Here is a 23,955-nt window from a genome sequence, read left to right as displayed (position 1 = left end):
CCGTTCGCAGACTATATGGGAAGGTATGACCGATCCATCAATCGCCCGCGCGGTTCGATCCGCGTCGCTTGCAAAGACCGCGCCCGACGGCAAAGGTCCGCCCGGTATTCGCCCGACCGGAGACCGCAGCCCCATGTCCCCCCGTTTTCTCCTGCTGGCATCCGCCGCGCTGTTCGCCGCGACCGCCACCGCGGCGCCGCTCCCGAAGAAGGGCGAACCGCCACTGACCGAGCAGACGATGCGGTCGGGCGGCGTCATCGACGCGGAGCAGGCCAAGCTGACCTTCGTCTCCGCCGATCTCGCCTTCGAGGTTCTGCCCGTTACCCAGCGGCTGGAGGGGGTCGCCACGCTCGTCTTCACGACCAAAGCACCGGTGTCAGTCCTGAAGATCGACCTCGACCGCAACCTGCCCGTCCGCGCCCTGTCGATCGACGGCGTCGCGCTGACGCCAGCCGCGTGGACCAACCCCGAGGGTCGGCTGGTCGTCACCCTGCCCCGCACCGTCCCGACCGGCGGGAAAATCACCGCAAGGATCACCTATGGCGGCACGCCGCACGTCGCGGTCCGCGCGCCGTGGGACGACGGCGTCGTCTGGTCGAAGACGCTGGACGGGCGGACATGGTTCGCGACCACCGCCGAGGGCTATGGCTGCGACCTGTTCTGGCCCTGCCTCGATTTCCCGACCGGCGAGCCGGGCGTCGTCACGCTGCACATCACCGTGCCGAAGGGACTGAAGGCCCCCTCCAACGGGCGGCTGCTCGGCGTCGACACGCTGCCCGATGGCCGCACGACGTGGAACTGGCGGACGAAGAACCCCAACACCTATGCCATCGCGCTGAACGTCGGCCCGTATGAGGAGATCAGCGGCACGTACAAGAGCCGGTTCGGCAACAGCATCCCGATGTTCTACTGGTACCTGCCCGGCGAGGAGGCCAAGGCGAAGACGCTGTTCGCCGAATTCGCCCCGACGCTCGATTTCTTCGAATCCACCGTCGGCCCCTACCCGTTCGGGGACGAGAAGGTCGGCGTGGTCGAAACCCCGCACAAGGGCATGGAGCACCAGACGATCAACGCCTACGGCAACGACTATGCCAAGGCTCCCGAAGGCTTCGACTGGCTGTTCCAGCACGAATTCGCGCATGAATGGTTCGGCAACCAGCTGACCGCCGCCAACTGGGACGATTACTGGCTGCACGAGGGCTATGGCAGCTACATGCAGCCCGCCTATGGCCGCTGGCGCGAGGGCGAGGCGCGCTATGCGACGATGATGGACGCGCAGCGCAGCCAGATCGCGAACCTCAAGCCCATCACCACCGGCCGCATCCGTACCGAGGAGGAGGTGTACGAGGCGAGCAAGGGCGGTGCCGGCCTCGACATCTACATGAAGGGGTCGTGGATGCTCCACACCCTGCGTGGGCTGATCGGCGACGCGGCGTTCCGGGACGTCACCCGCCGCGCGGTCTATGGCCGACCCGACCCGAAACCGGGCAATTTCAAACCCCGCTTCGGCTCGACCGCCGAATATCAGGCGATCGTCGCCCAAGTGACGGGCAAGGACTATCGCTGGTTCTTCGACGTCTATCTACGTCAGGCGGCCCTGCCCGAACTGGTCCAGACCCGGGTCGGCGACACACTGACGCTCAGTTGGAAAGTCCCCGGCAACGGCCGCTTCCCGATGCCGGTCGAGGTCCAGATCGGCGACCGCATCGAGCGCGTCGCGATGACCGACGGCACCGCCACCCTTTCCGTCCCCGCTGGCGCGCACGTCATCATCGACCCCTTCGCCCGCGCCCTGCGCTACAGCCAGCAGATCGAGGACTACCGCAACTGGCGCGCCGGAAAGGGAGCGAAATGACCGACACTCCACCCGTCGTCGCCCCGCCCGCCAGCACGCCACCGGTTGCCGCCCGCATCACCGAGATGGCCGCGATCTTCATGGTCGGCGACGGCCTGATCGGCCTGCTCCAACCCCGCCGCCACGTCACGCTCTGGCAGGAGCGGGCGCTCGGGACGGAGAAATTGGTCCAGCCCTTCGTCGGGAAACCCGGCCGTCGCCGTCTTTACGCATTGGCGCAGATCGCGGCAGGCCTTGCCTTGGCGGCCCGACAGCGGGCCAAGTAAAACTCGCAGTTATACAGCACGGCAGCCATCACGTAGCGGCACGCTTCAAACCCCACACCCAAACAACCTCCCCGGCGAAGGCCGGGGTCCAGTTGGGTTGAAGTTCGTATGGACTTACCACCGCCGACCCAACTGGGTCCCGGCCTTCGCCGGGGAAGTTATGGCAGGCAATTTGCGAACCGTCGGCGAGCAAAAATGGTGGATTGCGGTCATTGCCGCCGCTGTTCCCATCGATGCAAGTTTGCCACCGCGCGATCATATATTCGTTCCACTGATGGCATCTGCTTATCGTGAAGATGAATTGTGATGACGAGGTCGTTCAGCGGCAAGTTAGCGGTGCATAGCCCCGGAAGGACACCGCCGCCCATCTCAAAGCAACTCGCCAAGACCATAGGCTTCTCGTGATCGGTCGTAGCAGGCAAAGTGTACGTCCAGAATACCCCATCCTGTATCCTACGGAGTCGAATGCCGTGCCATGCCATTGGCCGCGTGGCGCAAATAGTCCTGTTAATCTGCGCCTGCGTTCCGGCCGCCCGGGCGCACATCCGTTCCCGGCTCTCAACACGTATCAGATTTTGGTCCTGCAAACGCGCACTTGGGTTTAGGACGAAGGATATGCCGTCACTTGGGTCGGGCGCTGGCAGAAAGAACAGCGTCTCATCCGATTGATCAATTGGCTTCGGAATTGCGAAGACGTGCCCTTCCAATTTTCGCTCGTTGTAAGGCGAACAGCCGCTAGCAAGCAGCACGACAGGCAGGACAGCCGGAGCGACGCGGGTCAACATCCCGGATACGTTACTGCTCTAACCCTATGTCCGCTAGCTGAAATAGGCGGTCAGAAAACCACCCCACCCCTATTCCGCCGCCTCGGCCATCTCCGCGAACTCTGCCGCCGCCAGGAACCGCTCGGCGTCCAGCGCGGCCATGCAGCCCGTCCCCGCCGCGGTCACCGCCTGGCGGTACACCTTGTCCATCACGTCGCCGCACGCGAACACGCCCTCGACGCTGGTGCGGGTCGATCCCGTCTCGACCGCGATATAGCCGTCGGTGTCCAGCTCCAGATGCCCGCGGAACAGCTCGGTCGCCGGGTGATGGCCGATCGCGACGAAGCCGCCATCGACGTCCAGCCTGCTCGTCTCGCCCGTCACCGTGTCGGTCAGCGCGATTCCGACCAGGCCGGCATTGCCGCCGCCGTCGATGAACTCCGCCACCTCCTTGTTCCACAGCACGGTGATGTTGGGATGGGCGAACAGCCGCTGCTGCAGGATCTTTTCGGCGCGCAGCGAATCGCGGCGGTGGATCAGCGTCACGTCCTGCGAATGGTTGGTCAGGTACAGCGCCTCCTCGACCGCGGTGTTGCCGCCGCCGATCACCGCGACCTTCTTGCCGCGATAGAAGAATCCGTCGCACGTCGCACACGCGCTGACGCCCTTGCCCTTCATCGGCTCCTCGCTGTCGATGCCCAGCCACTTGGCCTGCGCGCCGGTCGCGATGACCAGCACGTCGCCCTCATACACGTCGCCGCCGTCGCCGATCAGCCGGAACGGCCGCCGCGTCAGGTCGACCTGCGTGATGGTGTCCCACATCAGCCGCGTACCGACATGTTCGGCCTGCGCCTGCATTTCCTCCATCAGCCACGGCCCCTGGATGACCTCGCGGAAACCGGGGTAATTCTCGACGTCGGTCGTGGTGGTCAGCTGCCCGCCCGGCTGGATCCCCTGCACGACGATCGGCTCCATCCCCGCGCGCGCGCCATAGATCGCGGCGGACAGGCCGGCGGGACCGGAACCGAGGATGAGCATGCGCGTGGTGTGGGTGGTCATGGGTGCGTCCTGAAAATATCCGACCCCATCTAGGCATTGTCGGCGACATTTTGAACCGGTCTTGGGCGGGGTGCCGATGGCGATGGACGGATTACGCCGCTTTCCATACGCGTCGCCGGATCAGACGTGTAAGTCGTGGTGTTCGCTCTCTGGTCATGCGGCCTGAATGACGATCCCTCGTTCACACGGTCATTGCCGGGATAGCGAAGCAATGACGGACAAAAGAAAAAGGCGCGCCAGATGTCGATTCCCCCAACCGATGACGGCCCCACGCCCCGTATCCTTGGCGCGGTCCTCGCCGGTGGGCGGTCGTCGCGGTTCGGGTCGGACAAGGCCGCCGCGCTGTTCGCCGGTCGGCCGCTGATCGACCATGCCGCCGATGCGCTGCGCCCGTGGGTCGATGCCGTGGTCGTCATGGGCGGCAACCGGCCGGGAGCAGTCCCCGACCGGCCACGTCCCGACCTTGGCCCGCTTGGTGGTCTTGCCGGCGCGCTCGCCCATGCCCGCGACACCGGTTTCGATACCGTCCTGACGCTGGCGTGCGATACGCCGCACCTGCCCGACGGGCTGCTCGCCGAACTGACCCGCAGCGCACCATCGGTCTGCGTCGATTCGCCGACGATCGGCTATTGGCCGGCATCGCTCGCCGACACGCTCATCGCTTATCTGGCGGATGCCCAAGACCGGTCGGTGCGCGGCTGGGCGCGGCGCTGTGACGCGCGACCCGTTGTCGCCTCGGGCCGGATCGCCAACGTCAACACCCCCGCCGACCTGGACCGCCTGTGACGCTGGATAGCGTGGGCACCCGAACCGAGGCTGTCACGGTCCTGCGCCCCGACGGCGCGATCACCGGCGAGCGCGTCGTCGCGGTCGAGGCCCCCGTCGCGATCGAGGTCGACGGCCTTGGCTATGCGGTAATGATGATGACGCCGGATTCGCTCCACGCCTTTACGACCGGCTTCCTGCTGACCGAACGGCTGGTCGACCGCGCCGCAGACATTGTCGATCTCGACGCATTCGAGTCCCCCGCCGGGTGGATCGTCCGTGCAACGCTGGCCCCGCATTGTCGCGGCCGCGTCCATGACCGCGTCCGCCACCGCAGCAGCGACACGAGTTGCGGCCTGTGCGGCATCGCCGGACTGGAACAGGTGCACCGCCCCGTTGCAGCACCCGCGCCGCGCGCCTCCACCTCACCCACCGCGCTGTTCGCCGCGCTGGCGTCTTTACGCGATCATCAGCCGCTGGGCGCCGCGACCGGCGCGACCCACGCCGCCGCCGCCTGCGCGATCGACGGCACGATCGCGGCGGCGTGCGAGGATGTCGGCCGCCACAATGCGCTCGACAAGCTGGTCGGCACGCTGGCGATGGGCGCGCGCGCCATCGAAGGCTTTATCCTCGTCTCGTCGCGGATCAGCTTCGAGATGGTCGACAAGGCGCTGGTCGCCCGCGCGCCGATGCTGGTCGGCATATCCGCGCCGACCACGCTGGCGGTCGACCATGCCCGCGCCCACGGGCTGACGCTGGCCGCGCTGGCCCGCCGTGATTCGATGCTGATCCTGAACGATCCGTGGGGGCTGTTTTCGCCGATCGCGTGACCAGCGACGGCGGGGCTGCCGTTCCAGGAACGATAGCCCCGCCGCCGTCGATCAGAAGCGGACCTTCACGGTGCCGCGATACGACTGGTTGCGCACGTCGCTGCGCTCGAACGTCGTATCCGCACCGACCGACAGTTCGACCTTCTCGCTGCCAAACGCGACGCCGCCGGCGACCTCGCCCCAGTTCTTGTCCTGGCCCGCCAGCGCGAACAGCGCGTTCGGGCCGATGCCGCCTGCAAAATTGGCGCTGACGACGCCCGGCTGGTCGATGAAGTCATGGACGTAATAGGCCGACAGATACGGCCGGAATCGCATGCCGCCGGACAGGGCCAGACCCGCACGCCCCTGAAGGCTGTCGTAATTGTCGCGCGCGAACACCAGCGCCGGTGCGCCACCCGTTTCGGCGGTCGGCGTGAATTCGATCCGTGCCGCCCGGCCCGCAATACGCGGCCCGACCTTCAACGTGCCGAGGTCGAACATCTTGCCGACGCCGATCTCGCCCACCAGCGTCAGCGCACGGTCCGAACTACGCAGGCGATAGCTGTTGGTCGCCAGCGCGACGGTGCGATCGGTGCGGGCATGATAGGCACCCGCGCTGAACTGACCATCGACGATGAAGCCCGCCGTCTGCGCCTTGCCATAGACGGTGCCCTGGAACAGCTCGCCCTTCGCCTGCTGCACGACACCGTCGGTCGTGCCCTCGACATTGGTGTAGGAGACACCGAAGCCGAACACGACGTTCGCGTTCACTTCCTTCTCGACGCCAACCGCGCCGTAGTAACCGTCGAACTGGTCGCGATTGCCTTGTGGCGTCACGCCCCGCATCGACCGGCTGCTGCCGTCCAGATAGCCGCCGGCGATGAACGCGCTCATATCTTCGGGCAGGCGGCCTTCCTGCACCGTCATGCCGCCGGTATCGCTCATCGTCTGCTGCGCGCCCGGGATCGTCGATGCCGCGAGCGACGCGACCTGACCCGGCTTGCCGAAGATGGCCAGCGTCCCGCCGAGACCGCTGACCGAATCCATCGTCGACAGGCGCTCGCGATAGAAACGCGACATGTTGTCGAGCGCGACCGTGCCGATCGCCCGCTTCAGCGTCTCGGTCCGCGGCGCCAGGCCCTCCAGGTTCGAGCGGATCGTCGCCGCGTTCTGCAGGTCGAGTACGCCGTACAGGTCGGTCAGCGCGCTGTAGTTCGAGCGATTCCGGTCGAGCAGGCCGGCGAATGCCGTCTGCACCGGCGTGTTCGCCACGACGCTGGCATAGGTGCCGGCGGTGATCCGCGCCTGCACCGAATTGGCGTTGTAGATGAACGTCGGCGTCAGGATCGCGCTGAGTGCCGTCGGCGCGCCGAACGCACCCTGATACCCCCCTTGCGCGGTCAGGATCGTGTAGACGTCATTGGCGCGGATCGTGTGCCCGGCGACCGGCGCGAAGCCGACCGTTCCGCCGATCGACGCGATGCCGTTGGTCGGGCGCGTCCCGTTGAACGTGGTTGCGACGACCGCCAGCGTATCCGACGTGTTGTTCGGCCCGACATCGACCAGCAGGCGGTTACCCGATGCCAGCACCGCGTTGCCACCGATCGTCAGCGTGCCGATCGTGCCGGTGGTGCCCGGCGCGATCATGCCCGAAATGCTGGTGAAGTACGGCGCATTGATCCGCCCCGACCCGGTCAGCAGGCCGCTGAACAGCAGGTAATCGCCGACCGAATTGATCGTGCCGTCGACCTGCACCGTGCCGGCCAGCTGGGTCACGTCCATCAGGCTGCGCAGCGAGCCTGCGCTGGTCACGTTCAGCTTGGCGGCGGAGGCGGCGATGGTGAACCGGTCGATGGTGACCGACGTGTTCAGCGTCGTCGTGCCGGCCGATCCCAGCGTCACGTCGTAATAGCGTGCGGTGCGCCCGGTGGTCCGGTCCGGATCGACATTGTTGGGCACAAAGCCGGTCGCGCCCGGCAGGCCGTTGGTAACGGTCGCCGGCGGCAGCGCGGCGGTGACGGCCCCGACAGCCCCGGTCACCTGCGCGACGTCCTGACCCTGCAACAGGTCTAGGTCGACCTTTGCGTTGTGCGCCACATCCTCGACCGCGAAGCCCTCGGGCACAGCCCTGGTCGTCACGCCACCGGCCACGGCGGCACTGCCGACCCCGCTGTCGGTCGCATCGACCGGACGCCCGTCGATCGTCTCGACCCCGGTCTTCACGTCATAGCAGTTCGTCCGGAAACAGACCTGGCCGAACTTGGTCGAATCCACGCCCAGCCCGACACCGGGCGAGGTGGGTACGCCGTTGGCCAGCTTGCCGTCGACGATGATCTGATAGGCCGGGTCCAGCGCGGTCACCCAGTGCGCGGCATCGCTCCACAGCCCGTCACCCGCCGCCGCGCGCGCATAGCGATACGGGTTGTTGGCGACGATATAGTCCCAGTACAGGTACAGCGGCTGATAGAAGGACGACGTGCCGTAGGTCGAAAATGGCTGTGCGCCAAAAAAGCGGCTGCCGCCCGACAGGACACCGATGACCGTCGGCTTGGCGAACGCCTTGTCGAGGATCAGCGGGCCGCCCGAATCGCCGCCGGCGGTCGTGCCCTCGTTCGGCAGCGGGTTGTCCTTGAACAGGTTGAAGTCGAACGGGCTGGCCGACGCCGTGCCGCGCCGGGGATCGTCGAAGTCGATCTGGTACAGGTTCTGCGGCAGGTCGCTGGCCGATCCGAACAGGAAGGCGTCGCGGTCGTCGAACGACCCGAGCAGGCCGATATAGTTTTCGGCGACCCGGCGACGGTAATCAATGCCGCCGGTATCCCCCAGCGTCCCCACGCCGTTGCGGCCATAGCCGGTCAGCGTGACGTGATAGCCGGTGCCGGCCGTATCACTGATCGACGCGGGCGCGGGCAGCGCGGACAACAGGATCGTCCAGGTCGGCACATTGGCCGCCGGCGTGTCCAGCGTCGCGATCGCGATGTCGGCCTGAATGAAGTTGCGGGCCGTGCCCAGCGCCAGCGAGCTGGGATTATAGACGACCTGGTTCACGTTGTAGAGGAAGTTCGCGGTATTCGTCTTGAACAGGTTCGGGTTGGCCGCACCATTGGCCAGCGTCGGCAGGAACCAGTCGCGCACCGCCTGAAGATTGTTCTGCTTGAACCCGAACGCGATCGGGATGCCGCCGCCCTGCGCGCCATATTGCGCGGGGTTCTGCGCGCCGCCCGACCCGTTGGTGTTGACGCAGTGCGCGGCAAAAATCACGGTACGCGGATTGATGAGCGTACCCGTGCAAAGCCCCAGGCCACCGGCGGGCGACGCGATCGTCATCTGCCCGACGCCGTTGACGTCGGCGGGGTCCTGCGCGGTGGTCGGCGTACCCGGCTGGGAAATGACTATCTGCGATTCATCATCGTGCGGCGTGTTGACCACACCGACCGGACGGCCCGGATCCTCACCCACCGCCGCATGGGCAAGGCCCGGCATCGCCACCAGCGCGGTGGTCGCCAGCAGGCACGCACGGACGTTGGCCGCAGTAAAGGCCGCCGAAATCAGTCTGGTCATCGAAAAGGTCCCCTGGTCCGCATGTCTGTTCTCACGCGCAAATCATGCAATGGGGACAGGCTATGGAACGGTCGGGGCGGCGGCAACGGCTTTCGCGCGGCCCGGACAGGGGACGTTCATAAACGTCGATATCGTGACATTCTTGTCACAAACATATCGGATGGGGAAACCCCGGCGCCGTCGCACGCAATCACCGGGAAAGGTCATCAGAAAAAGGTCGCGAGTGGTAGCGGAGGAGGGACTTGAACCCCCGACCCCAGGATTATGATTCCCGTGCTCTAACCAACTGAGCTACTCCGCCCCGAAAGGCACTCTCACTCGCGAGGGGCGGCCTATAAGAGTCGCTTTCCGACCCGTCAAGCGAACATGTGACGCGACAGCGGTTCCCACGGGCCGCCGCGATACCACCACGCGCCAAGTCCCGCGATTTCGACCTCGCGCGGCACGAAATCGCGCTGCAACGACGCCAGCAGCACCTTGGCGGCGGCTGGCGTCACCTTGTTCTGGATCGTGACATGCGGCCGCCAGCCACCGGCATCCTGCGGCGTCAGCATCCCGCCGAACGCATCGGCCAGCCGCGCGCGAATCGCGACCAGTTCGGGCGATTCGATCCGGAACGCGACCCCGCGCCCCAGCGACATCAGCCCGCCCGCGCGCGCCCATGGTGCCCGCACCTGCCGCGTCTCGTCGGTCAGCCGCCGCTTCAGTTCACTCTCCAGCGATGGCGGCAGATGATGGAACATGGTCAAATGCGCCGCCAGCTGATTGCGTTCAGGCGGAAAATACTCACGGCGCAGGCCGTCGAACCAGGCCGCATCCGCCCGGCCGAACAGCGCGGTGACGATGATCGGCGCGACCGTTCCGATGCCGGTGTCGCCAATTGCGCTGTTCATGGCCTCAGATCTCGACCTGGCTGCCCAGTTCGACCACCCGGTTGGTCGGCAGGCGGAAGAACTCCATCGCGCTTTCCGCGTTGCGCAGCATCCACGCGAACAGCTTTTCGCGCCAGATCGCCATGCCCGGCCGGTCCGACGCCAGCAGCGTCTGGCGCGACAGGAAGAAGCTGGTGTCCATCATCTTGAACTCCGCGCCGCATTCGTGATTCTGTTTGAGCGCCGCCGGCACGTCCGGTTCCTCCATGAAGCCGAACCGCAGAATCAGCCGGTGGAACCCCTCGCCCAGCGTCTCGCGCTTGGCCCGGTTGCTTTCGGGCCAATAGGGTTGATCGACGATCTTGACCGTCAGCAGGATGACCCGCTCGTGCAGCACCTTGTTGTGCTTCAGGTTGTGCAGCAACGCGTGCGGCACGCCCTCGCTGGCCGATGTCATGAACACCGCGGTCCCCGGCACCCGCGTCGCCGAGCTGGCGGCCGAATCGATGAAGATCTTCAGCGGCATCGCCGCCTCGCGCATCCGCTCGATCATCAGCTTGCGCCCCTGCGACCACGTCGTCAGCAGCGTGAAGATGACGAACCCGACCAGCAGCGGGAACCAGCCGCCGGCCGGCACCTTCGTCAGGTTCGCCGCCAGATAGGCTCCGTCGACCAGGAAGAAGATCGCCAGCAACGGGACCGACAGATATTTCGGCCATTTCCACAGGTGGAAAAGCACGACCGCCAGCAGGCAGGTGTCGATGAACATCGCCCCCGTCACCGCGATCCCGTAGGCGCTGGTCAGGTTCGACGAGGTGCGGAACGACAGCACCAGCAGGATGACCATGATCATCAGCGCCCAGTTGATGAGCGGGATGTAGATCTGACCCGCGGTCGCCGCGCTGGTATGTTCGATCCGCAGGCGCGGCATGAAGCCCAGCTGGATCGCCTGCTGCGTGACCGAGAACGCGCCCGAAATCACCGCCTGGCTGGCGATCACCGCCGCCATCGTCGCCAGCACCACCAAAGGCAGCTGCAACGATTCCGGGGCCAGCATGTAGAACGGACTTTCCAGCGCGGCCCGCCCCTCGCGGAACAGAAGGCCGCCCTGCCCCATGTAATTCAGGATCAGCGCGGGCAGCACGAACCACAGCCACGACAGGCCGATCGGCTTGCGCCCGAAATGGCCCATGTCGGCATACAGCGCCTCGGCCCCCGTCACCGCCAGCACGACCGACCCCAGCGCCAGGAACGCGCGCAGCGGATCAAGGTAGAAGAACTCGACCGCATAATGCGGCGACAGCGCCCACAGCACGCCCGGCGTCTTGATGATGCTCAATACGCCCAGCACCGCGATGACACCGAAGTACAGCAGCATGATCGGCCCGAAGAACAGGCCGACCCGCGACGTGCCGCTGCTCTGGATCGAGAACAGGAACACCAGGATCGCCACCGCGATCGGCAGGACCAGTCCGCTGAACCCTGGTGCCGCGACCGCCAGTCCCTCGACCGCCGACAGCACCGACACCGCCGGGGTAATCATGCTGTCGCCATAGAACAGCGCGGTCGCGAACACGCCCAGCAGGATGATCCCGCGCGACCATCGCTTCATCTGCGTCTGGCCCGACACCAGCGCCAGCAGCGCCAGGCTGCCGCCCTCGCCCTTGTTGTCCGCGCGCATGATGATCGTCACATATTTGATCGTCACCACGATCATCATCGACCAGAACATCAGGCTGATGACGCCCATGATGTGCGTCGCGTCGACCGCCAGCGGGTGATGCCCGGCAAAGGTCTCGCGAAACGCATAGAGCGGGCTGGTGCCGATATCGCCGAACACGATGCCGATCGCGCCGATCGCCAGCTTCAGCATGCCGTCGGTATGGGCGTGACCGTGGCCGCCGGACTCGGGGTCGGCGACGGTGGCCGCACCGGTGGGTGTGATGCTCACGAGAAGAAATACCGGTCCGCGAACCGAAAACCATATGTCATGTCGAAAAACCCGCCTGTGGCCCCAGCCGTATCATCTAGTCACATCGTGCAGTCGCACTTTGTTCCGAATTAGCATGGTGCCGATGGGCGGGCAACCGATGGGCGTCAGGCCCGGCCGATGACCTGCCGGATGACGAAATGCGACGCCAGCCGCGCAACGCCCGGCAATCGCGACAGGATCTCGCGGTGGACCCGCTCGAAACTGTCCTCACGCCGGATCTCGACATACAGCATGTAATCCGCGTCGCCGGTCATCAGCAGGCATTCGCGTACCTCCTCGCAATCGACGATCGCGCGCTCGAACGCGCTCATGGTTTCCTCCCGCTGGTCGCGCAGGGTGACGTTGACCACCACGACGAACGGATGCCCGCGCGCCGCGTCGGACAGGATCGCGCGATAGCCCGCGATCAGCCCGCGTTCGCGCAAGGACGCCACCCGCCGGTGAACGGCGCTCGCGGACAGGCCGACCGCCTCGCCCAGCGCCGCGCTGGTCAGGTCGGAATCCGCCGCCAGCCGGGCCAGAATCCGCCGCTCGATCGCGTCGATCATGAATCGTGCACTCCATCGTCGATCCGCGCACGCATATTGCACAGGGCCGCCGCCGACACGACGACTTTGCAAGCACCTGTCGATCATCCGGCTGTATGGTCGGGCAAAGACATAAGGAGAAGAGATGATGCGCGTCGGTGTCCCGAAGGAAATCAAGAACCACGAATACCGGGTCGGGCTGACCCCGCCGTCCGTCGCCGAGCTGGTCGCTGCCGGCCATACGGTGCTGGTCGAAACCGGTGCGGGGCTTGGCATCGACTTCGACGACGCGGATTATGTCGCCGCCGGCGCGACGATCCTCGCCGACGCGCCTGCCGTCTTCGCCGGCTCCGACATGATCGTAAAGGTCAAGGAACCGCAGGCACAGGAGGTCGCGATGCTGGAGCCGCGCCATCTGCTGTTCACCTATCTCCACCTTGCCGCCGACAAGCCGCAGGCGGAGGGGCTGATGGCCTCGGGCGCGACCTGCATCGCCTACGAAACCGTCACCGACAACCGCCGCGGCCTGCCCCTGCTGAAACCGATGTCGGAGGTTGCCGGCCGCATGTCGGTGCAGGTCGGCGCACATTATCTGGAGAAGGAACAGGGCGGTCGCGGTGTCCTGCTCGGCGGCGTGCCCGGTGTCGCACCGGCCAAGGTCGCGATTCTGGGCGGTGGCGTCTCGGGCATCAACGCCGCGCAGATGGCGGTCGGCATGCGCGCCGACGTCACCATCTACGATATCTCCAACGACCGGCTGGCCGAACTGGACATGTTCTTCTCCAGCCAGATCAAGACCGCCTATGCGTCCAAGGCGGCGATCGCGGCGGCGGTGAAGAACGCCCACCTCGTCATCGGCGCGGTGCTGGTGCCGGGAGCGGCCGCGCCGAAGCTCGTCACGCGCGACATGCTCAAGACCATGAAGCGCGGGTCGGTGCTGGTCGACATCGCCATCGACCAGGGCGGCTGCTTCGAAACCAGCCATGCGACGACGCATGAGGATCCAGTGTTCGAGGTCGACGGCGTGATCCATTATTGCGTTGCCAACATGCCCGGCGCGGTCGCCCGCACTTCGGCCTTTGCGCTCAACAACGCGACCCTGCCCTTCGTGCTGAAGCTGGCCAATCTGGGTGCCGACGCGGCGATGACCGCCGACCCCCATCTCGCCAACGGCCTGAACGTGTCGGGCGGCCAGATCCGCCACCGCGCCGTCGCCGACGCGCTCGACCTGCCGTTCGCGGCCTGGAACGCCTGAACCCGGGGAACGAAGACGGAACATGTTGGTTGGGATGATCTGAAAGGATCATCCCATGACCGACACTGCAAACCCCAAGTCCGAGCCGTTTTCCAACGCCGAAAAGGATCCGGACGACTGGACCACCGGCGATGAAAAGATGACCGGCGCACAGGCCAGCTACCTCAAGACGCTGAGCGAGGAAGCCGGCGAGCCGTTCGACGATACGCTGACCAAGGCCGATGCCTCCAAGCGGATCGATGCGTTGCAGGAAAAGACCGGCCGCGGCGCATAACGTCGCCTGTTTCCGTTATTCCCTTCCGTCATTCCCCTCCGTCATCTTTGCCCAGGCGAGGATGATGGAAGGGGATACGGGTCTTCAGCGCCCTCTTTCCGCCGCCAGAATCTGGTTCAGCGCAACCAGCCGGATCACCAGACCACGATAATAATCCGCCGGCGGCGGTGCCAGCCTAACGGCTCGCGCCCAAAACGGTTGTGCCTTCGCAAATTCTCCGGCCTGAACATAGGCCAGACCCAGGAAGAACGGCGGGGCCGGATGCGCCGGTGCCAGCCGCATCGCCTGGCGGAACGCGAACAGCGACGCTGGCGACACCTGCATCCCGTCCTTCGCCGCCAAGGTCGTGCCCAGTCCCATCCACAGCACGAAACTCTGCGGATATTTACGGACCCCGCCCAGTACGACCTGCGCCGCCGACCCTGCGTTGCCGCTGCGCAGCATCGCATCGCCGGCGATCAGATAGGCCCCGTCCATCGAGATCCGCCCGGTCATCTGCTCGCGCAGGTCGATGATCGCCGGATCGACGGTGATCGCCGCCGTCGTTGTCGACGCCGGATGCGCGGGCACCATCGGCCGTCCCTGCAACGCATAGCCCGCCGCGCCCAGCATCAGCGCCGCGCCGACGAACGACGAGAGCAGGCGCGGCAATCCGAGCAATGCCATCGCCGCCATCGCGAGGCCGCCAAGCGCGACCAGTCCGACCCAACCCATCAGCGCCGCCTTTTCCGAAAACTGCCGCGCGCCAGCCACCCGCCGATCGCCAGCAGCACCAGCGGCGTCAGCCACAGGGGCGCGGTGCCGACCGATAGCGGCGGATCATAGGACACATAGGCACCATAGCGCGCGATCAGCCAGTCGCGCACCGCGTCGGGCGTCTGCCCGGCGGCGATCCGCTGCCGCACCAGCGCGCGCATGTCGCCGGCCATGTCGGCATCGCTGTCGATGATCGACTGTCCCTGACACACCAGGCAGCGCAGCGTCGCCATCAGCGTGCGCGCCTGCGCCTCCTTCACGGGATCGCCAAGCTGGGTATGGGCCAGCGACGCCGGCGGCACGCGCGTCTGCGCCGACGCCATGCCCGACACGGACAGCGCCACGATGCCGACCAGCAAGGCCAACCGCCTCATCGCGCGGCCTTCCACGCGGCGTACAGCGCATCGACATCGTCGCTGCGGATATCGCCGACATGCTGGCGCAGGATCACGCCCTTGCCATCGACCAGAAACGTCTCGGGCACGCCCGACGAGCCGAGCGCCAGTTGCACCGCGCTGCGCGGATCATCGCCGACGCCGGCATAGGGATTGCCGCCCCGCGCCAGGAACGCCGCAACATCCGCCCGGGTATCGCGGATCGCGATCCCGTCGATCGGCACGCCCATCGCCTTCAGCCGCAGCAGTTGCGGAGCCTCGGCGATGCAGGGCACGCACCAGCTCGCAAAGACGTTCAGCAGCCGCGGCGTGCCGGTGCGGAAAGCCGCCGCCGATACGCCGGGCTGCCCCTCGACCATGGCCGGCAGATCGAACCCGGGCAGCGGCTTGCCGACCATCGCCGACCGCACCGTGCGATCCGCCGGCCGGTACAGCCCGCTCGCCACCACCACAAACAGCAGCGCAAACCCGCCAAGCGGCAGCCAGAGCAACAGCTTTCTCATGCCGCCCGCGCCTTGCGCCGCAATCGCCCGACCAGTGACAGGGCACCGCCCAGCGCGATCAGCCCGCCACCAAGCCAGATCAGCGTCACGAACGGCTTCCACCACAACCGCAACTGCCACCGCCCATCGTCATCGGCCGCGCCCAGCACGGTATAGAGCTGACCGTCCCACAGCGTCGCGATCGCACTTTCGCTGGTCGTCGTCGGCGGATCGGTGAAGAACCGCGATTGCGGACGCAGGCGGAAGACGTCGTCGCCGCGCCGCACCGTCAACTGCGCCTGCAACGCCGACCAATTGTCGCCGATCACCGGCGAGATTCCGTCCAGCGTGACCGTGAACGGCCCGACCCGCGCCGGTTCCCCGGTCCGCGTCGCCACTAGGGTCTCGACGGTAAAGGCGCTGTCCGACGCCATCCCCGCCAGGCTGACCGCGATCCCCAGATGCGCGACCACCATGCCATAGGTGAACAGCGGCGTGCGGCGCAGGTTGCGCTTCCACAACGGCGCGACGCTCGCCACCGCCAGCCCGGCCGCAAACGACAGGCCCAGCAGCGGGAGCAGGCCGATCCCTTCCGCGAACACCACCAGCGCGCCGGCCGCCAGCGCGCTCGCGACGATCGGCGCGATCGTGCGCTCGGCCACGGCCTGCGGATCGTCGCGTCGCCAGCGCAGCAGCGGCCCAACCGCCATCGCGACGACCAGCGCCAGCGCGACCGGCCCCGCCGCCTTGTCGAAGAACGGCGGGCCGACCGACAATTGCACGCCGAACCCCGCCGCGACGATCGGGTACAGCGTGCCGATCAGCACGATCCCCAGAATCACCGACAGCAGCAGGTTGTTGACCACCAGCGCGCCCTCGCGGCTGACCGGATCGAACGTCGCCCCCTCACGCACCGTGCCGACCCGCGCGGCGAACAGCGTCAGCGCCCCCCCGACATACAGGCCCAGCAGGACCAGGATGAAAGTCCCGCGCGACGGATCGACCGCGAACGCGTGGACGCTGGTCAGGATGCCCGAGCGCACCAGAAAGGTGCCCACCATCGACATCGAGAACGCGACGACCGCCAGCATGACCGTCCACGCGCGCAATCCGTCGCGCGTCGCCAGCACCGTCACCGAATGCAGCAACGCCGTCGCCGCCAGCCATGGCATCAGCGACGCATTCTCGACCGGATCCCAGAACCACCAGCCGCCCCAGCCAAGCTCGTAATAGGCCCAGTACGACCCCGCCGTGATCCCCAGCGTCAGGAAGATCCACGCCCCCAGCACCCAGGGCCGCATCGCCAGCGCAAAACTTCGCCCGACATCGCGCGTCACCAGCGCACCCACCGCGAACGAAAACGCCACCGACAGGCCGACATAGCCGATGTAGAGCGTCGGCGGATGGAACGCCAAACCGGGATCCTGCAACAGCGGGTTCAGCCCCAGCCCGTCGGGCGGTGCCGGCACGACCCGCGCAAACGGATTGGAGGCGAACAGCAGGAACGCATAGAAGCCCAGCGCGATCACCGCCTGCGCGCCCAGCGTCGCGGTCAGCGTGGGCACCGCCAGCCGCTTTTCCAGCAGCGCGACCGCGCCGCCGGCCAGCGCCAGCACGGTCACCCACAACAGCATCGACCCTTCGTGATTGCCCCACGCACCGGCGAACTTGTACAGCCACGGCTTGGCCGAATGGCTGTTGCGCGCGACCAGCTCGACCGACATGTCCGACGCCAGGAACACCGAAATCAGCGCGGCCATCGCGATCGCCGCCAGCGCCCCTTGCACCACCGTCACCGGCCGCACCGCCGCCGTCATCGCGTCCGCCATCGCCGTCTCCGGCCGCCACAGCGCGAGGCCCGCCAGCACCAGTTGCAGCACCGCCAACGCCGCCGCGAGCCACAGCGCCGCCAGACCAACCTCAGCGGTCATGGCAGAACCCCGCCGTTAAAGCGCCCCCATCACCCGTTCCCCCGCGCAGGCGGGGGTCCAAGGGCCACAGATACGGCAGGTGCTTGTCCTGCCTGACGCTGGATCCCCGGCTGCGCGAGGAACCGGCATGATATCGAAGACCGCGCATCATTGCGCCAACGTCTTCGTCTCGTGCATCTTGCCCGCCAGTTCCGGCGGCATGTATTTCTCGTCATGCTTGGCCAGCAGGTTGCTGGCGACGAACGCGCCATCGGGCTGGAACCGCCCCTCCGCCACCACGCCGGACTTTTCGCGGAACAGGTCGGGGACGATCCCGGCATAAGTCACCGGCGTCGTGGCGCGGCCATCGGTGACGACGAACCGCACCGTCACCCCGTCGTCCGCGCGTCGCACGGACCCGCTCTCGACCATCCCGCCAAGCCGTACCGCGCGCCCCAGCGGCAGCCCGTCTTTGCGCACGTCGGACGGCGCATAGAAAAACGCCGCCTGATCCTGCAACGCCGACAGCGCGAGCAGCCCCGCCGCGACGATCGCCGCCAGCGCCAGCAGCGCCAGCGTCAGCCGCTGATGCTTGGCCTTCACTTCTCGGCCCGCCGCATCGCAATATAGCTCACGACCGCCAGCAGCCCGGCCCCGCCCAGCGTAACCGCATAGGCTGCAACGATGAATGGCCAGGGGTTCATGCGCCCACCCTCACGACCGGGCCATCCGCCGCATCCGCGCCTCGGCCTTGGTCACCGCCAGCAAGGTCCGCATCCGCATCAGCACGATGCCGCCCAACAGGCAGGAAAACCCCGCAATCATGAACGGCAGCGGCCACAGGATCGACCCGTCGATCGTCGACTTGGTCAGCCCGATGCTCGGCCCCTGGTGCAGCGTGTTCCACCACACCACCGAATAGCGGATGATCGGCAGCAGCACGGAACCCGCGATCCCGAACAGCGCCGGCACCCGACCGTCGCCACCGCGATCGGCATCCGCCCGCGCCAGCGCGATATAGCCCAGATACACGAAGAACAGCAGCAGCATCGACGTCAGCCGCCCGTCCCACTGCCACCACGTCCCCCAGGTCGGCCGCCCCCAGATCGACCCCGTCACCAGACAGATCGCGGCAAACACCGCGCCGGGCACCGCGATCGACCGCGCCGCGACATGCGCCAGCGGATGCCGCCACACCAGAAACGCGATGCTCGACACCGCGATTCCCGTCCACCCGCCCATGCCCAGCCACGCGGCGGGCACATGGATGTACAGGATCCGCACCGTCTCCCCCTGCAGATAGTCCGGCGGTGTCCGCGTCAGGCCCGCCCAGCACCCGACCGCGATCAACGCCACGCCCAACCCCACCAGCCACGGCGTCAGCGGCTTGGCGATCGACAGGAACCGGGCAGGATTGGCAAGGGCATGAAGAGCGGGCACGATGGCTGGAGTCTATGCGAAGTTGGGAGGCAAATCCACCTGTTGCGGAAGGTTCCGTCGATACCGGGTCGGAAGGGTGCCCGCCGCATCGGGCGGCAGGAACCGATCGTCGCGGACATGCACTGACTCGCCAGCCCGGATCACGATACATGCAAGCCGAACCATAGGCTTTCCCGCAAAGGATGCTGTTTCAGGAATGTTGACCTAGCATCAACTGACTTGTACTTAACGGTACAACTTAGTGTACAGGTACAATCATGTCCCGCCCCCCACTGCCACCTTTCACCTCGGAAACAGCGGCGCAGAAAGCCCGCATGGCGGAGGACGCATGGAACAGCCGCAATCCGGAAAAAGTATCGCTGGCCTACACGCCCGACAGTGTTTGGCGGAACCGAAGCGAGTTTCTGGCGGGTCGGGAGGCAATCATCACCTTCCTCACACGTAAATGGGCGAAGGAGTTGGACTATCGCCTCGTCAAAGAAGTCTGGGCGTACGAAGGAAACCGGATCGCAGTACGGTTCGCGTACGAATGGCGCGACGACAATGGTAGCTGGTTTCGGTCCTACGGCAATGAGAATTGGGAGTTCGATGACGCCGGCCTGATGACTCGCCGCATCGCCTCGATCAACGACCGCCCGATCGCGGAAGGCGAGCGCAAGTTTCACTGGCCGCTCGGCCGTCGCCCGGACGATTATCCATCGCTTAGCGACCTCGACCTCTGAACGCGAAACGCGCCCTCACCGATCGGGCCAGTGCCGTTCCGGCACTGGCGGAGGCATTCCGCGAACACGGCTTCGAGGGGGCCAGCCTGGCGATCCTTTCGCAGGCTACCGGGTTGGGCAAAGGAAGCCTGTACAACTTCTTTCCCGGCGGTAAGGAGGAGATGATGGGCGCGGTTCTAGCCGACATAGACGACTGGTTCTGCGCGACGATCTTTGCTCCTCTTGAGCGGCCCCGCGATCCGGAAGCCGCGATCCGGTCCATGATCGGGGAGGTAACGGCCTACTTCCGATCCGGCGGGCGAGTGTGTCTCGTCGGTTGGGTCGGTCTGGGTTCTTCCGGGAACGCCTTCGTGAACAGGGTCAGAGGCTACTTCGCCCACTGGATATCGTCGCTGGCCAGCTGTCTCGAAGCCGGCAACGTTCCGCCTTCGCAGGCTCAGCCGCTCGCGGAGGAGACGGTTTGCGGTATCCAGGGCGCGATCATCCTATCGCGAGCTCTAGGTGAGGAGGCAGCGTTCGCGAGGATTGTAGGCCGCCACGAGGCAATGCTGCTCGATGCCCTGGTCCGTCATAGCCGCTAGCCGATATCCATTCCTGCAAACGATCGGAAAATGAAAATTCGGGTCGCGAGCAATGTATGTGAGATCCGGCGGATAGACTTCGCAGCTAGCGAAGCAGGCTCTCGAATCGATTGGCATCAAGTTCAAATCGCGCGGCAATATGTATCAAACTCACGAGGGCAGCCTTTCGGTAGACAACCTCGATTCTGTCCTGCGATGCACCTATCAGAGTATGCGTGTTGATTTCGATCGCAGCCGGTAATTCACCGTCTTTTTCATCGATTTCCCGAAGGTGAGGTTTGATTTCGTCAACGAGTCCTTCGCGTATAATGAGTCCAATCCATGTGAATGGTGAACCAGCGAGATAACCGGATTCGATAATTTCGCGTTCGAGGTCATCTCGAATTTTATTTAATGCAGCAGCATGCGCTTTGGCTGGAAGCCGCGCTTTCGTTAACGCCACGCTACCCAAAACAAGCTTCCGATTGTGCATCACATCATTCCACCCTGCTGATTTGAAAACATCGCACGGAGAGATTTGATGAACCGCTATTCAGCGAGCCATTTTTCCCTAAAATGAACGGCTAACAGGAAACCACGCCCGCACAACACCTCATGCGTATTCACCAACCATGCGTTCCCGAAATCTGTTCCCGATTGCGGTTTCCCGAAACGACCGTTCGATCATGGAAAATCGGGAATGTCGGGGGCCGACCTGGATGGCCGATTTCGGCAGCCCTGCTGATGGACCGAACGACAGGATGTGAGCGACCACTGTAACACGAACCGTTTCCAAGAGAGGGGCGGGCAGAAGTCAAAACCATCCGCCCTGCCCCACCCCCAAAACCCTACCGCCCGATCAACCCCTGCGCGATCCGGTCCGCCACGTCGGACGCCGGTTCGCCGGTGCGGGCGCTGTCGTCCCAGACCTGGTCCAGCCGTTCGGGGATGCGGGCGATTCGCGCCTTCACCTCGGCCTCGTCGCCGTGGCCCAGATATTCCAGCCCGACATTGATGATGCCGCCCGCGTTGATGACGTAGTCCGGTGCGTACAGGATGCCGCGCTCGTGGATGCGCGCGCCGTCCGCGCGGGTCGCGAGCTGGTTGTTCGCGCCGCCCGCCACGACCTTGGCCTTCAGCGCCGGGATGCTCGTCTCGGTCAGGATCGCGCCCAGCGCGTTCGGGCTGAAGATATCGGCGTCATGGGTCAGGATCGCGTCCGCCGCCACATGGTCTGCGCCCAGTTCGGCCGCCAGCGCGGCCGCCTTGTCCGCGTTCACATCGGCCAGCGTCAGCACCGCGCCGTCCGCCGCCAGCAACCGCGCCAGCCCGCCGCCGACAGACCCCACGCCCTGGATCGCCACCCGCACGCCGCGCATGTCGTCCGCGCCCAGGCCCCGCTTCGCCGCCGCCTTCACGCCCAGATAGATGCCAAGCGCGGTGTACGGCCCCGGATCGCCGCCGGCCGCCCCGCTCGCCACCGGCAGGCCGGAGACATAGCGCGTCTTGCCCGCGATCACCTTCATCCGCGCCTCGGACATGCCGACGTCCTCGGCCGTCACATACGCGCCGCCCAGCGATTCGACCGCGCGGCCGAACGCTTCGAGCTGTTCGGTGGTGATCGTGTCGCCGGGCTTGGCCGCCAGGATCACGCCCTTGCCGCCGCCAAGCTCCAGCCCCGCCATCGCGTTCTTGAAACTCATGCCGCGCGACAGGCGCAGCGCGTCGGTCACGGCGAGGCCGGTATCGGCATAATGCCAGAAGCGCGCGCCGCCCGCCGCCGGCCCGAGCTTTGTCGAATGCACCGCAATGACCGCGCGCAGACCCGATTCGGGATCGGTGAAGGCATGCACGCCCTCATGCTGGTCGAAATCGGGAAGGTCCCAAACCGCTGTCATCGCCGGCTCCGTATCGGAGGAATATAATTACGCGGGAGTGAAATATTATTTTCAACGCCATTTGACCAGCCCAAAGCGCGGGGGTCCGAAAAAGAGGCGGAAAAAAAATGGGGCGACCGACGGGACTTGAACCCGCAACATCCGGCATCACAAGCCGACGCTCTAACCAATTGAACTACGATCGCCGCGAAGGCTGGCCCGATAGCGGGGGTTGGCGCGGTTCGTCAAGCGCTGATGCGGTTCGGGATGCGATGAATACCGCCCGTCATCCTCACGCTTGCGAAACACCCGAGTTTTCCCGGGGCTGGACGATGCGGTTCGCGCGGATTCGCAGACACCCTGCCGCCCGATGACTCCCCACCGCGTCCCCCCGACGCATGCCGATATCCCCTAAACGAAAACGAGCGCCGGTCACCCGACGCTCGCCTCCGTAACGCAAAATCGAGAAATCAGGCGGCCGCGCCGTCCTTCTTCTTTTCGGCATAGACGCGGATCGGTTCCTTGCGGCCCTCGATCACGTCCTTGTCGATCATCACCTCGTCGACGCCGTCCATGCCGGGCAGGTCGAACATCGTGTCGAGCAGGATGCTCTCCAGAATCGACCGCAGCCCGCGCGCACCGGTCTTGCGCTCAATGCCCTTCTTGGCGACCGCGACCAGCGCGTCGTCGGTGAAGCCCAGATCGACCTGCTCCATCTCGAACAGCTTCTGGTACTGCTTCACCAGCGCGTTCTTCGGCTCCTTCAGGATCTTGACCAGCGCGTCGACGTCCAGATCTTCCAGCGTCGCGATGACCGGCAGACGACCGACAAACTCGGGGATCAGGCCGAACTTCAACAGATCCTCCGGCTCGACCGACTTCAGAGTCTCGCCGGTGCGCCGCTCCTCGGGCGCCGCGACATAGGCACCAAAGCCTATCGACTTGCCCTGCAACCGGTCGCCGATGATCTTCTCAAGGCCCGAGAACGCACCACCGCAGATGAACAGGATGTTCGTCGTGTCGACCTGCAGGAACTCCTGCTGCGGGTGCTTGCGGCCACCCTGCGGCGGGACGCTGGCGGTGGTGCCTTCCATCAGCTTCAGCAGCGCTTGCTGCACGCCCTCGCCCGACACGTCGCGGGTGATCGACGGGTTCTCGGCCTTGCGGCTGATCTTGTCGATCTCGTCGATATAGACGATCCCGCGCTGCGCCCGCTCGACGTTATAGTCCGACGCCTGGAGCAACTTGAGGATGATGTTCTCGACATCCTCGCCGACATAGCCCGCCTCGGTCAGCGTCGTCGCGTCGGCCATGGTGAACGGCACGTCGAGAATACGGGCCAGCGTCTGCGCGAGCAGCGTCTTGCCGCACCCGGTCGGTCCGACCAGCAGGATGTTCGACTTGCTGAGTTCGACATCGGCACCCTTGGCCCCGTGGTTCAGCCGCTTGTAATGGTTGTGGACCGCCACCGACAGCACGCGCTTGGCGCGCTTCTGGCCGATGACGTAATCGTCGAGGACGTCGCAGATTTCCTGCGGGGTCGGCACGCCGCCGTCCTTCTTCGCGACCAGTGCCGACTTCGTCTCCTCGCGGATGATGTCGTTGCACAGTTCCACACACTCGTCGCAGATGAAGACCGTCGGCCCGGCGATCAGCTTGCGTACCTCGTGCTGCGACTTGCCGCAGAACGAGCAATAGAGGGTGCTCTTGGAGTCGCCACCGCTCAGCTTCGTCATCAAATCACCTCTCGCGCATGACCGGGCGCGTACCGTTACCGGGAGCGCAGTCTAGCGCGCCCCCGGCATCCTACAAT

23 protein-coding genes, 2 tRNA genes and 1 pseudogene are annotated in these 23,955 nt (G+C 65.8%); 10 read left to right on the top strand and 16 right to left on the bottom strand.

Annotation, left to right across the window (positions count from 1 at the left end; translation table 11 throughout):
• The first annotated feature begins 133 nt into the window (after positions 1 to 133).
• From ASE75_RS11430 to ASE75_RS15515, 3 genes are all read left to right on the top strand, one after another.
• The gene (locus ASE75_RS11430; RefSeq protein ID WP_055933605.1) at positions 134 to 1,855 is read left to right on the top strand and encodes a M1 family metallopeptidase; all 1,722 of its coding nucleotides are present in this window, start codon (positions 134 to 136) and stop codon (positions 1,853 to 1,855) included.
• Complete coding sequence (locus ASE75_RS11425; protein ID WP_055933602.1) at positions 1,852 to 2,121, top strand: hypothetical protein; 270 nt, start codon at positions 1,852 to 1,854, stop codon at positions 2,119 to 2,121. The genes ASE75_RS11430 and ASE75_RS11425 overlap by 4 nt, the downstream gene beginning before the upstream one ends.
• A gap of 160 nt (positions 2,122 to 2,281) precedes the next feature.
• On the top strand, positions 2,282 to 2,428 hold the full coding sequence (locus tag ASE75_RS15515; protein WP_156340417.1) for a hypothetical protein: 147 nt from the start codon (positions 2,282 to 2,284) through the stop codon (positions 2,426 to 2,428).
• A gap of 547 nt (positions 2,429 to 2,975) precedes the next feature.
• On the opposite strand, the gene trxB is transcribed toward ASE75_RS15515, so the two are convergent.
• Positions 2,976 to 3,944 carry a thioredoxin-disulfide reductase gene (trxB, locus tag ASE75_RS11420; protein WP_055933600.1) on the bottom strand — a complete coding sequence of 323 codons (969 nt, stop codon included), beginning with the start codon at positions 3,942 to 3,944 and terminating at the stop codon, positions 2,976 to 2,978.
• Between the two features lie 240 nt (positions 3,945 to 4,184).
• On the opposite strand from trxB, the gene mobA reads away from it, so the two are divergent.
• Both mobA and fdhD read left to right on the top strand, forming a co-directional pair.
• Positions 4,185 to 4,730, top strand: a complete 546-nt coding sequence (gene mobA / locus ASE75_RS11415) for a molybdenum cofactor guanylyltransferase (protein ID WP_055933597.1) — start codon at positions 4,185 to 4,187, stop codon at positions 4,728 to 4,730.
• Positions 4,727 to 5,539 (top strand): formate dehydrogenase accessory sulfurtransferase FdhD, encoded by an 813-nt coding sequence (gene fdhD / locus ASE75_RS11410; protein ID WP_235512688.1) that lies wholly within the window; start codon positions 4,727 to 4,729, stop codon positions 5,537 to 5,539. The genes mobA and fdhD overlap by 4 nt, the downstream gene beginning before the upstream one ends.
• Positions 5,540 to 5,590: 51 nt before the next feature.
• Here fdhD and ASE75_RS11405 read toward each other — a convergent pair whose 3' ends face one another.
• From ASE75_RS11405 to ASE75_RS11385, 5 genes are all read right to left on the bottom strand, one after another.
• Positions 5,591 to 9,079: an autotransporter domain-containing protein gene (locus ASE75_RS11405; RefSeq protein WP_082463939.1), complete on the bottom strand. Its 3,489-nt coding sequence runs from the start codon at positions 9,077 to 9,079 to the stop codon at positions 5,591 to 5,593.
• A 224-nt stretch (positions 9,080 to 9,303) separates the two neighbouring features.
• Positions 9,304 to 9,380 (bottom strand) — tRNA-Met (locus ASE75_RS11400).
• Positions 9,381 to 9,435: 55 nt separating this feature from the next.
• Positions 9,436 to 9,972 carry a 2'-5' RNA ligase family protein gene (locus tag ASE75_RS11395; protein WP_055933595.1) on the bottom strand — a complete coding sequence of 179 codons (537 nt, stop codon included), beginning with the start codon at positions 9,970 to 9,972 and terminating at the stop codon, positions 9,436 to 9,438.
• 4 nt (positions 9,973 to 9,976) lie between these two features.
• Positions 9,977 to 11,896: a potassium transporter Kup gene (locus ASE75_RS11390; protein ID WP_235512705.1), complete on the bottom strand. Its 1,920-nt coding sequence runs from the start codon at positions 11,894 to 11,896 to the stop codon at positions 9,977 to 9,979.
• A 152-nt stretch (positions 11,897 to 12,048) separates the two neighbouring features.
• Complete coding sequence (locus tag ASE75_RS11385; RefSeq protein WP_055933591.1) at positions 12,049 to 12,492, bottom strand: Lrp/AsnC family transcriptional regulator; 444 nt, start codon at positions 12,490 to 12,492, stop codon at positions 12,049 to 12,051.
• A 127-nt stretch (positions 12,493 to 12,619) separates the two neighbouring features.
• On the opposite strand from ASE75_RS11385, the gene ald reads away from it, so the two are divergent.
• Both ald and ASE75_RS11375 read left to right on the top strand, forming a co-directional pair.
• Complete coding sequence (ald, locus tag ASE75_RS11380) at positions 12,620 to 13,726, top strand: alanine dehydrogenase (protein WP_055933888.1); 1,107 nt, start codon at positions 12,620 to 12,622, stop codon at positions 13,724 to 13,726.
• Between the two features lie 55 nt (positions 13,727 to 13,781).
• Positions 13,782 to 14,000: a DUF3072 domain-containing protein gene (locus ASE75_RS11375; RefSeq protein WP_055933588.1), complete on the top strand. Its 219-nt coding sequence runs from the start codon at positions 13,782 to 13,784 to the stop codon at positions 13,998 to 14,000.
• 84 nt (positions 14,001 to 14,084) lie between these two features.
• Here ASE75_RS11375 and ASE75_RS11370 read toward each other — a convergent pair whose 3' ends face one another.
• The 6 genes from ASE75_RS11370 to ccmC form a co-directional block, all read right to left on the bottom strand.
• Entirely contained in the window at positions 14,085 to 14,714 is a 630-nt protein-coding gene (locus ASE75_RS11370) for a tetratricopeptide repeat protein (RefSeq protein WP_055933886.1), read from the bottom strand.
• Positions 14,714 to 15,130: a cytochrome c-type biogenesis protein gene (locus ASE75_RS11365; RefSeq protein ID WP_055933884.1), complete on the bottom strand. Its 417-nt coding sequence runs from the start codon at positions 15,128 to 15,130 to the stop codon at positions 14,714 to 14,716. The genes ASE75_RS11370 and ASE75_RS11365 overlap by 1 nt, the downstream gene beginning before the upstream one ends.
• A complete protein-coding gene (locus ASE75_RS11360; protein WP_055933585.1) occupies positions 15,127 to 15,654 on the bottom strand; it encodes a redoxin family protein in 528 nt (175 codons plus the stop codon). Before ASE75_RS11360 ends, ASE75_RS11365 begins: the two co-directional genes overlap by 4 nt.
• The gene (locus ASE75_RS11355; RefSeq protein ID WP_055933583.1) at positions 15,651 to 17,564 is read right to left on the bottom strand and encodes a heme lyase CcmF/NrfE family subunit; all 1,914 of its coding nucleotides are present in this window, start codon (positions 17,562 to 17,564) and stop codon (positions 15,651 to 15,653) included. Before ASE75_RS11355 ends, ASE75_RS11360 begins: the two co-directional genes overlap by 4 nt.
• A gap of 147 nt (positions 17,565 to 17,711) precedes the next feature.
• Entirely contained in the window at positions 17,712 to 18,146 is a 435-nt protein-coding gene (ccmE, locus tag ASE75_RS11350) for a cytochrome c maturation protein CcmE (RefSeq protein ID WP_055933580.1), read from the bottom strand.
• Positions 18,147 to 18,257: 111 nt separating this feature from the next.
• A complete protein-coding gene (ccmC, locus tag ASE75_RS11345; protein ID WP_055933577.1) occupies positions 18,258 to 18,983 on the bottom strand; it encodes a heme ABC transporter permease CcmC in 726 nt (241 codons plus the stop codon).
• A gap of 257 nt (positions 18,984 to 19,240) precedes the next feature.
• On the opposite strand from ccmC, the gene ASE75_RS11340 reads away from it, so the two are divergent.
• From ASE75_RS11340 to ASE75_RS11335, 3 genes and pseudogenes are all read left to right on the top strand, one after another.
• The gene (locus tag ASE75_RS11340) at positions 19,241 to 19,705 is read left to right on the top strand and encodes a nuclear transport factor 2 family protein (protein ID WP_055933575.1); all 465 of its coding nucleotides are present in this window, start codon (positions 19,241 to 19,243) and stop codon (positions 19,703 to 19,705) included.
• Positions 19,702 to 19,869: pseudogene (locus ASE75_RS16050) on the top strand (TetR/AcrR family transcriptional regulator); the annotation flags it as partial. The gene ASE75_RS11340 and the pseudogene ASE75_RS16050, both read left to right, overlap by 4 nt.
• On the top strand, positions 19,870 to 20,286 hold the full coding sequence (locus ASE75_RS11335) for an LmrA/YxaF family transcription factor (RefSeq protein WP_235512681.1): 417 nt from the start codon (positions 19,870 to 19,872) through the stop codon (positions 20,284 to 20,286).
• An 85-nt stretch (positions 20,287 to 20,371) separates the two neighbouring features.
• On the opposite strand, the gene ASE75_RS15185 is transcribed toward ASE75_RS11335, so the two are convergent.
• The 4 genes from ASE75_RS15185 to clpX all read right to left on the bottom strand — a co-directional run bounded on the left by ASE75_RS15185 (position 20,372) and on the right by clpX (position 23,878).
• Positions 20,372 to 20,758: an Imm39 family immunity protein gene (locus ASE75_RS15185; RefSeq protein ID WP_082463938.1), complete on the bottom strand. Its 387-nt coding sequence runs from the start codon at positions 20,756 to 20,758 to the stop codon at positions 20,372 to 20,374.
• A gap of 355 nt (positions 20,759 to 21,113) precedes the next feature.
• Positions 21,114 to 22,163: a Leu/Phe/Val dehydrogenase gene (locus ASE75_RS11330; RefSeq protein WP_055933569.1), complete on the bottom strand. Its 1,050-nt coding sequence runs from the start codon at positions 22,161 to 22,163 to the stop codon at positions 21,114 to 21,116.
• Positions 22,164 to 22,271: 108 nt separating this feature from the next.
• Positions 22,272 to 22,348: transfer RNA gene (locus ASE75_RS11325), tRNA-His, on the bottom strand.
• A 264-nt stretch (positions 22,349 to 22,612) separates the two neighbouring features.
• The gene (gene clpX / locus ASE75_RS11320) at positions 22,613 to 23,878 is read right to left on the bottom strand and encodes an ATP-dependent Clp protease ATP-binding subunit ClpX (RefSeq protein WP_055933566.1); all 1,266 of its coding nucleotides are present in this window, start codon (positions 23,876 to 23,878) and stop codon (positions 22,613 to 22,615) included.
• Between the last annotated feature and the right edge of the window lie 77 nt (positions 23,879 to 23,955).

This window comes from Sphingomonas sp. Leaf17 (assembly GCF_001421505.1).
Taxonomy (GTDB): Bacteria; Pseudomonadota; Alphaproteobacteria; order Sphingomonadales; family Sphingomonadaceae; genus Sphingomonas.
The sequence above is the reverse complement of the archived record's forward strand: the minus strand, read 5'-3'. Positions and strand labels throughout refer to the sequence as shown.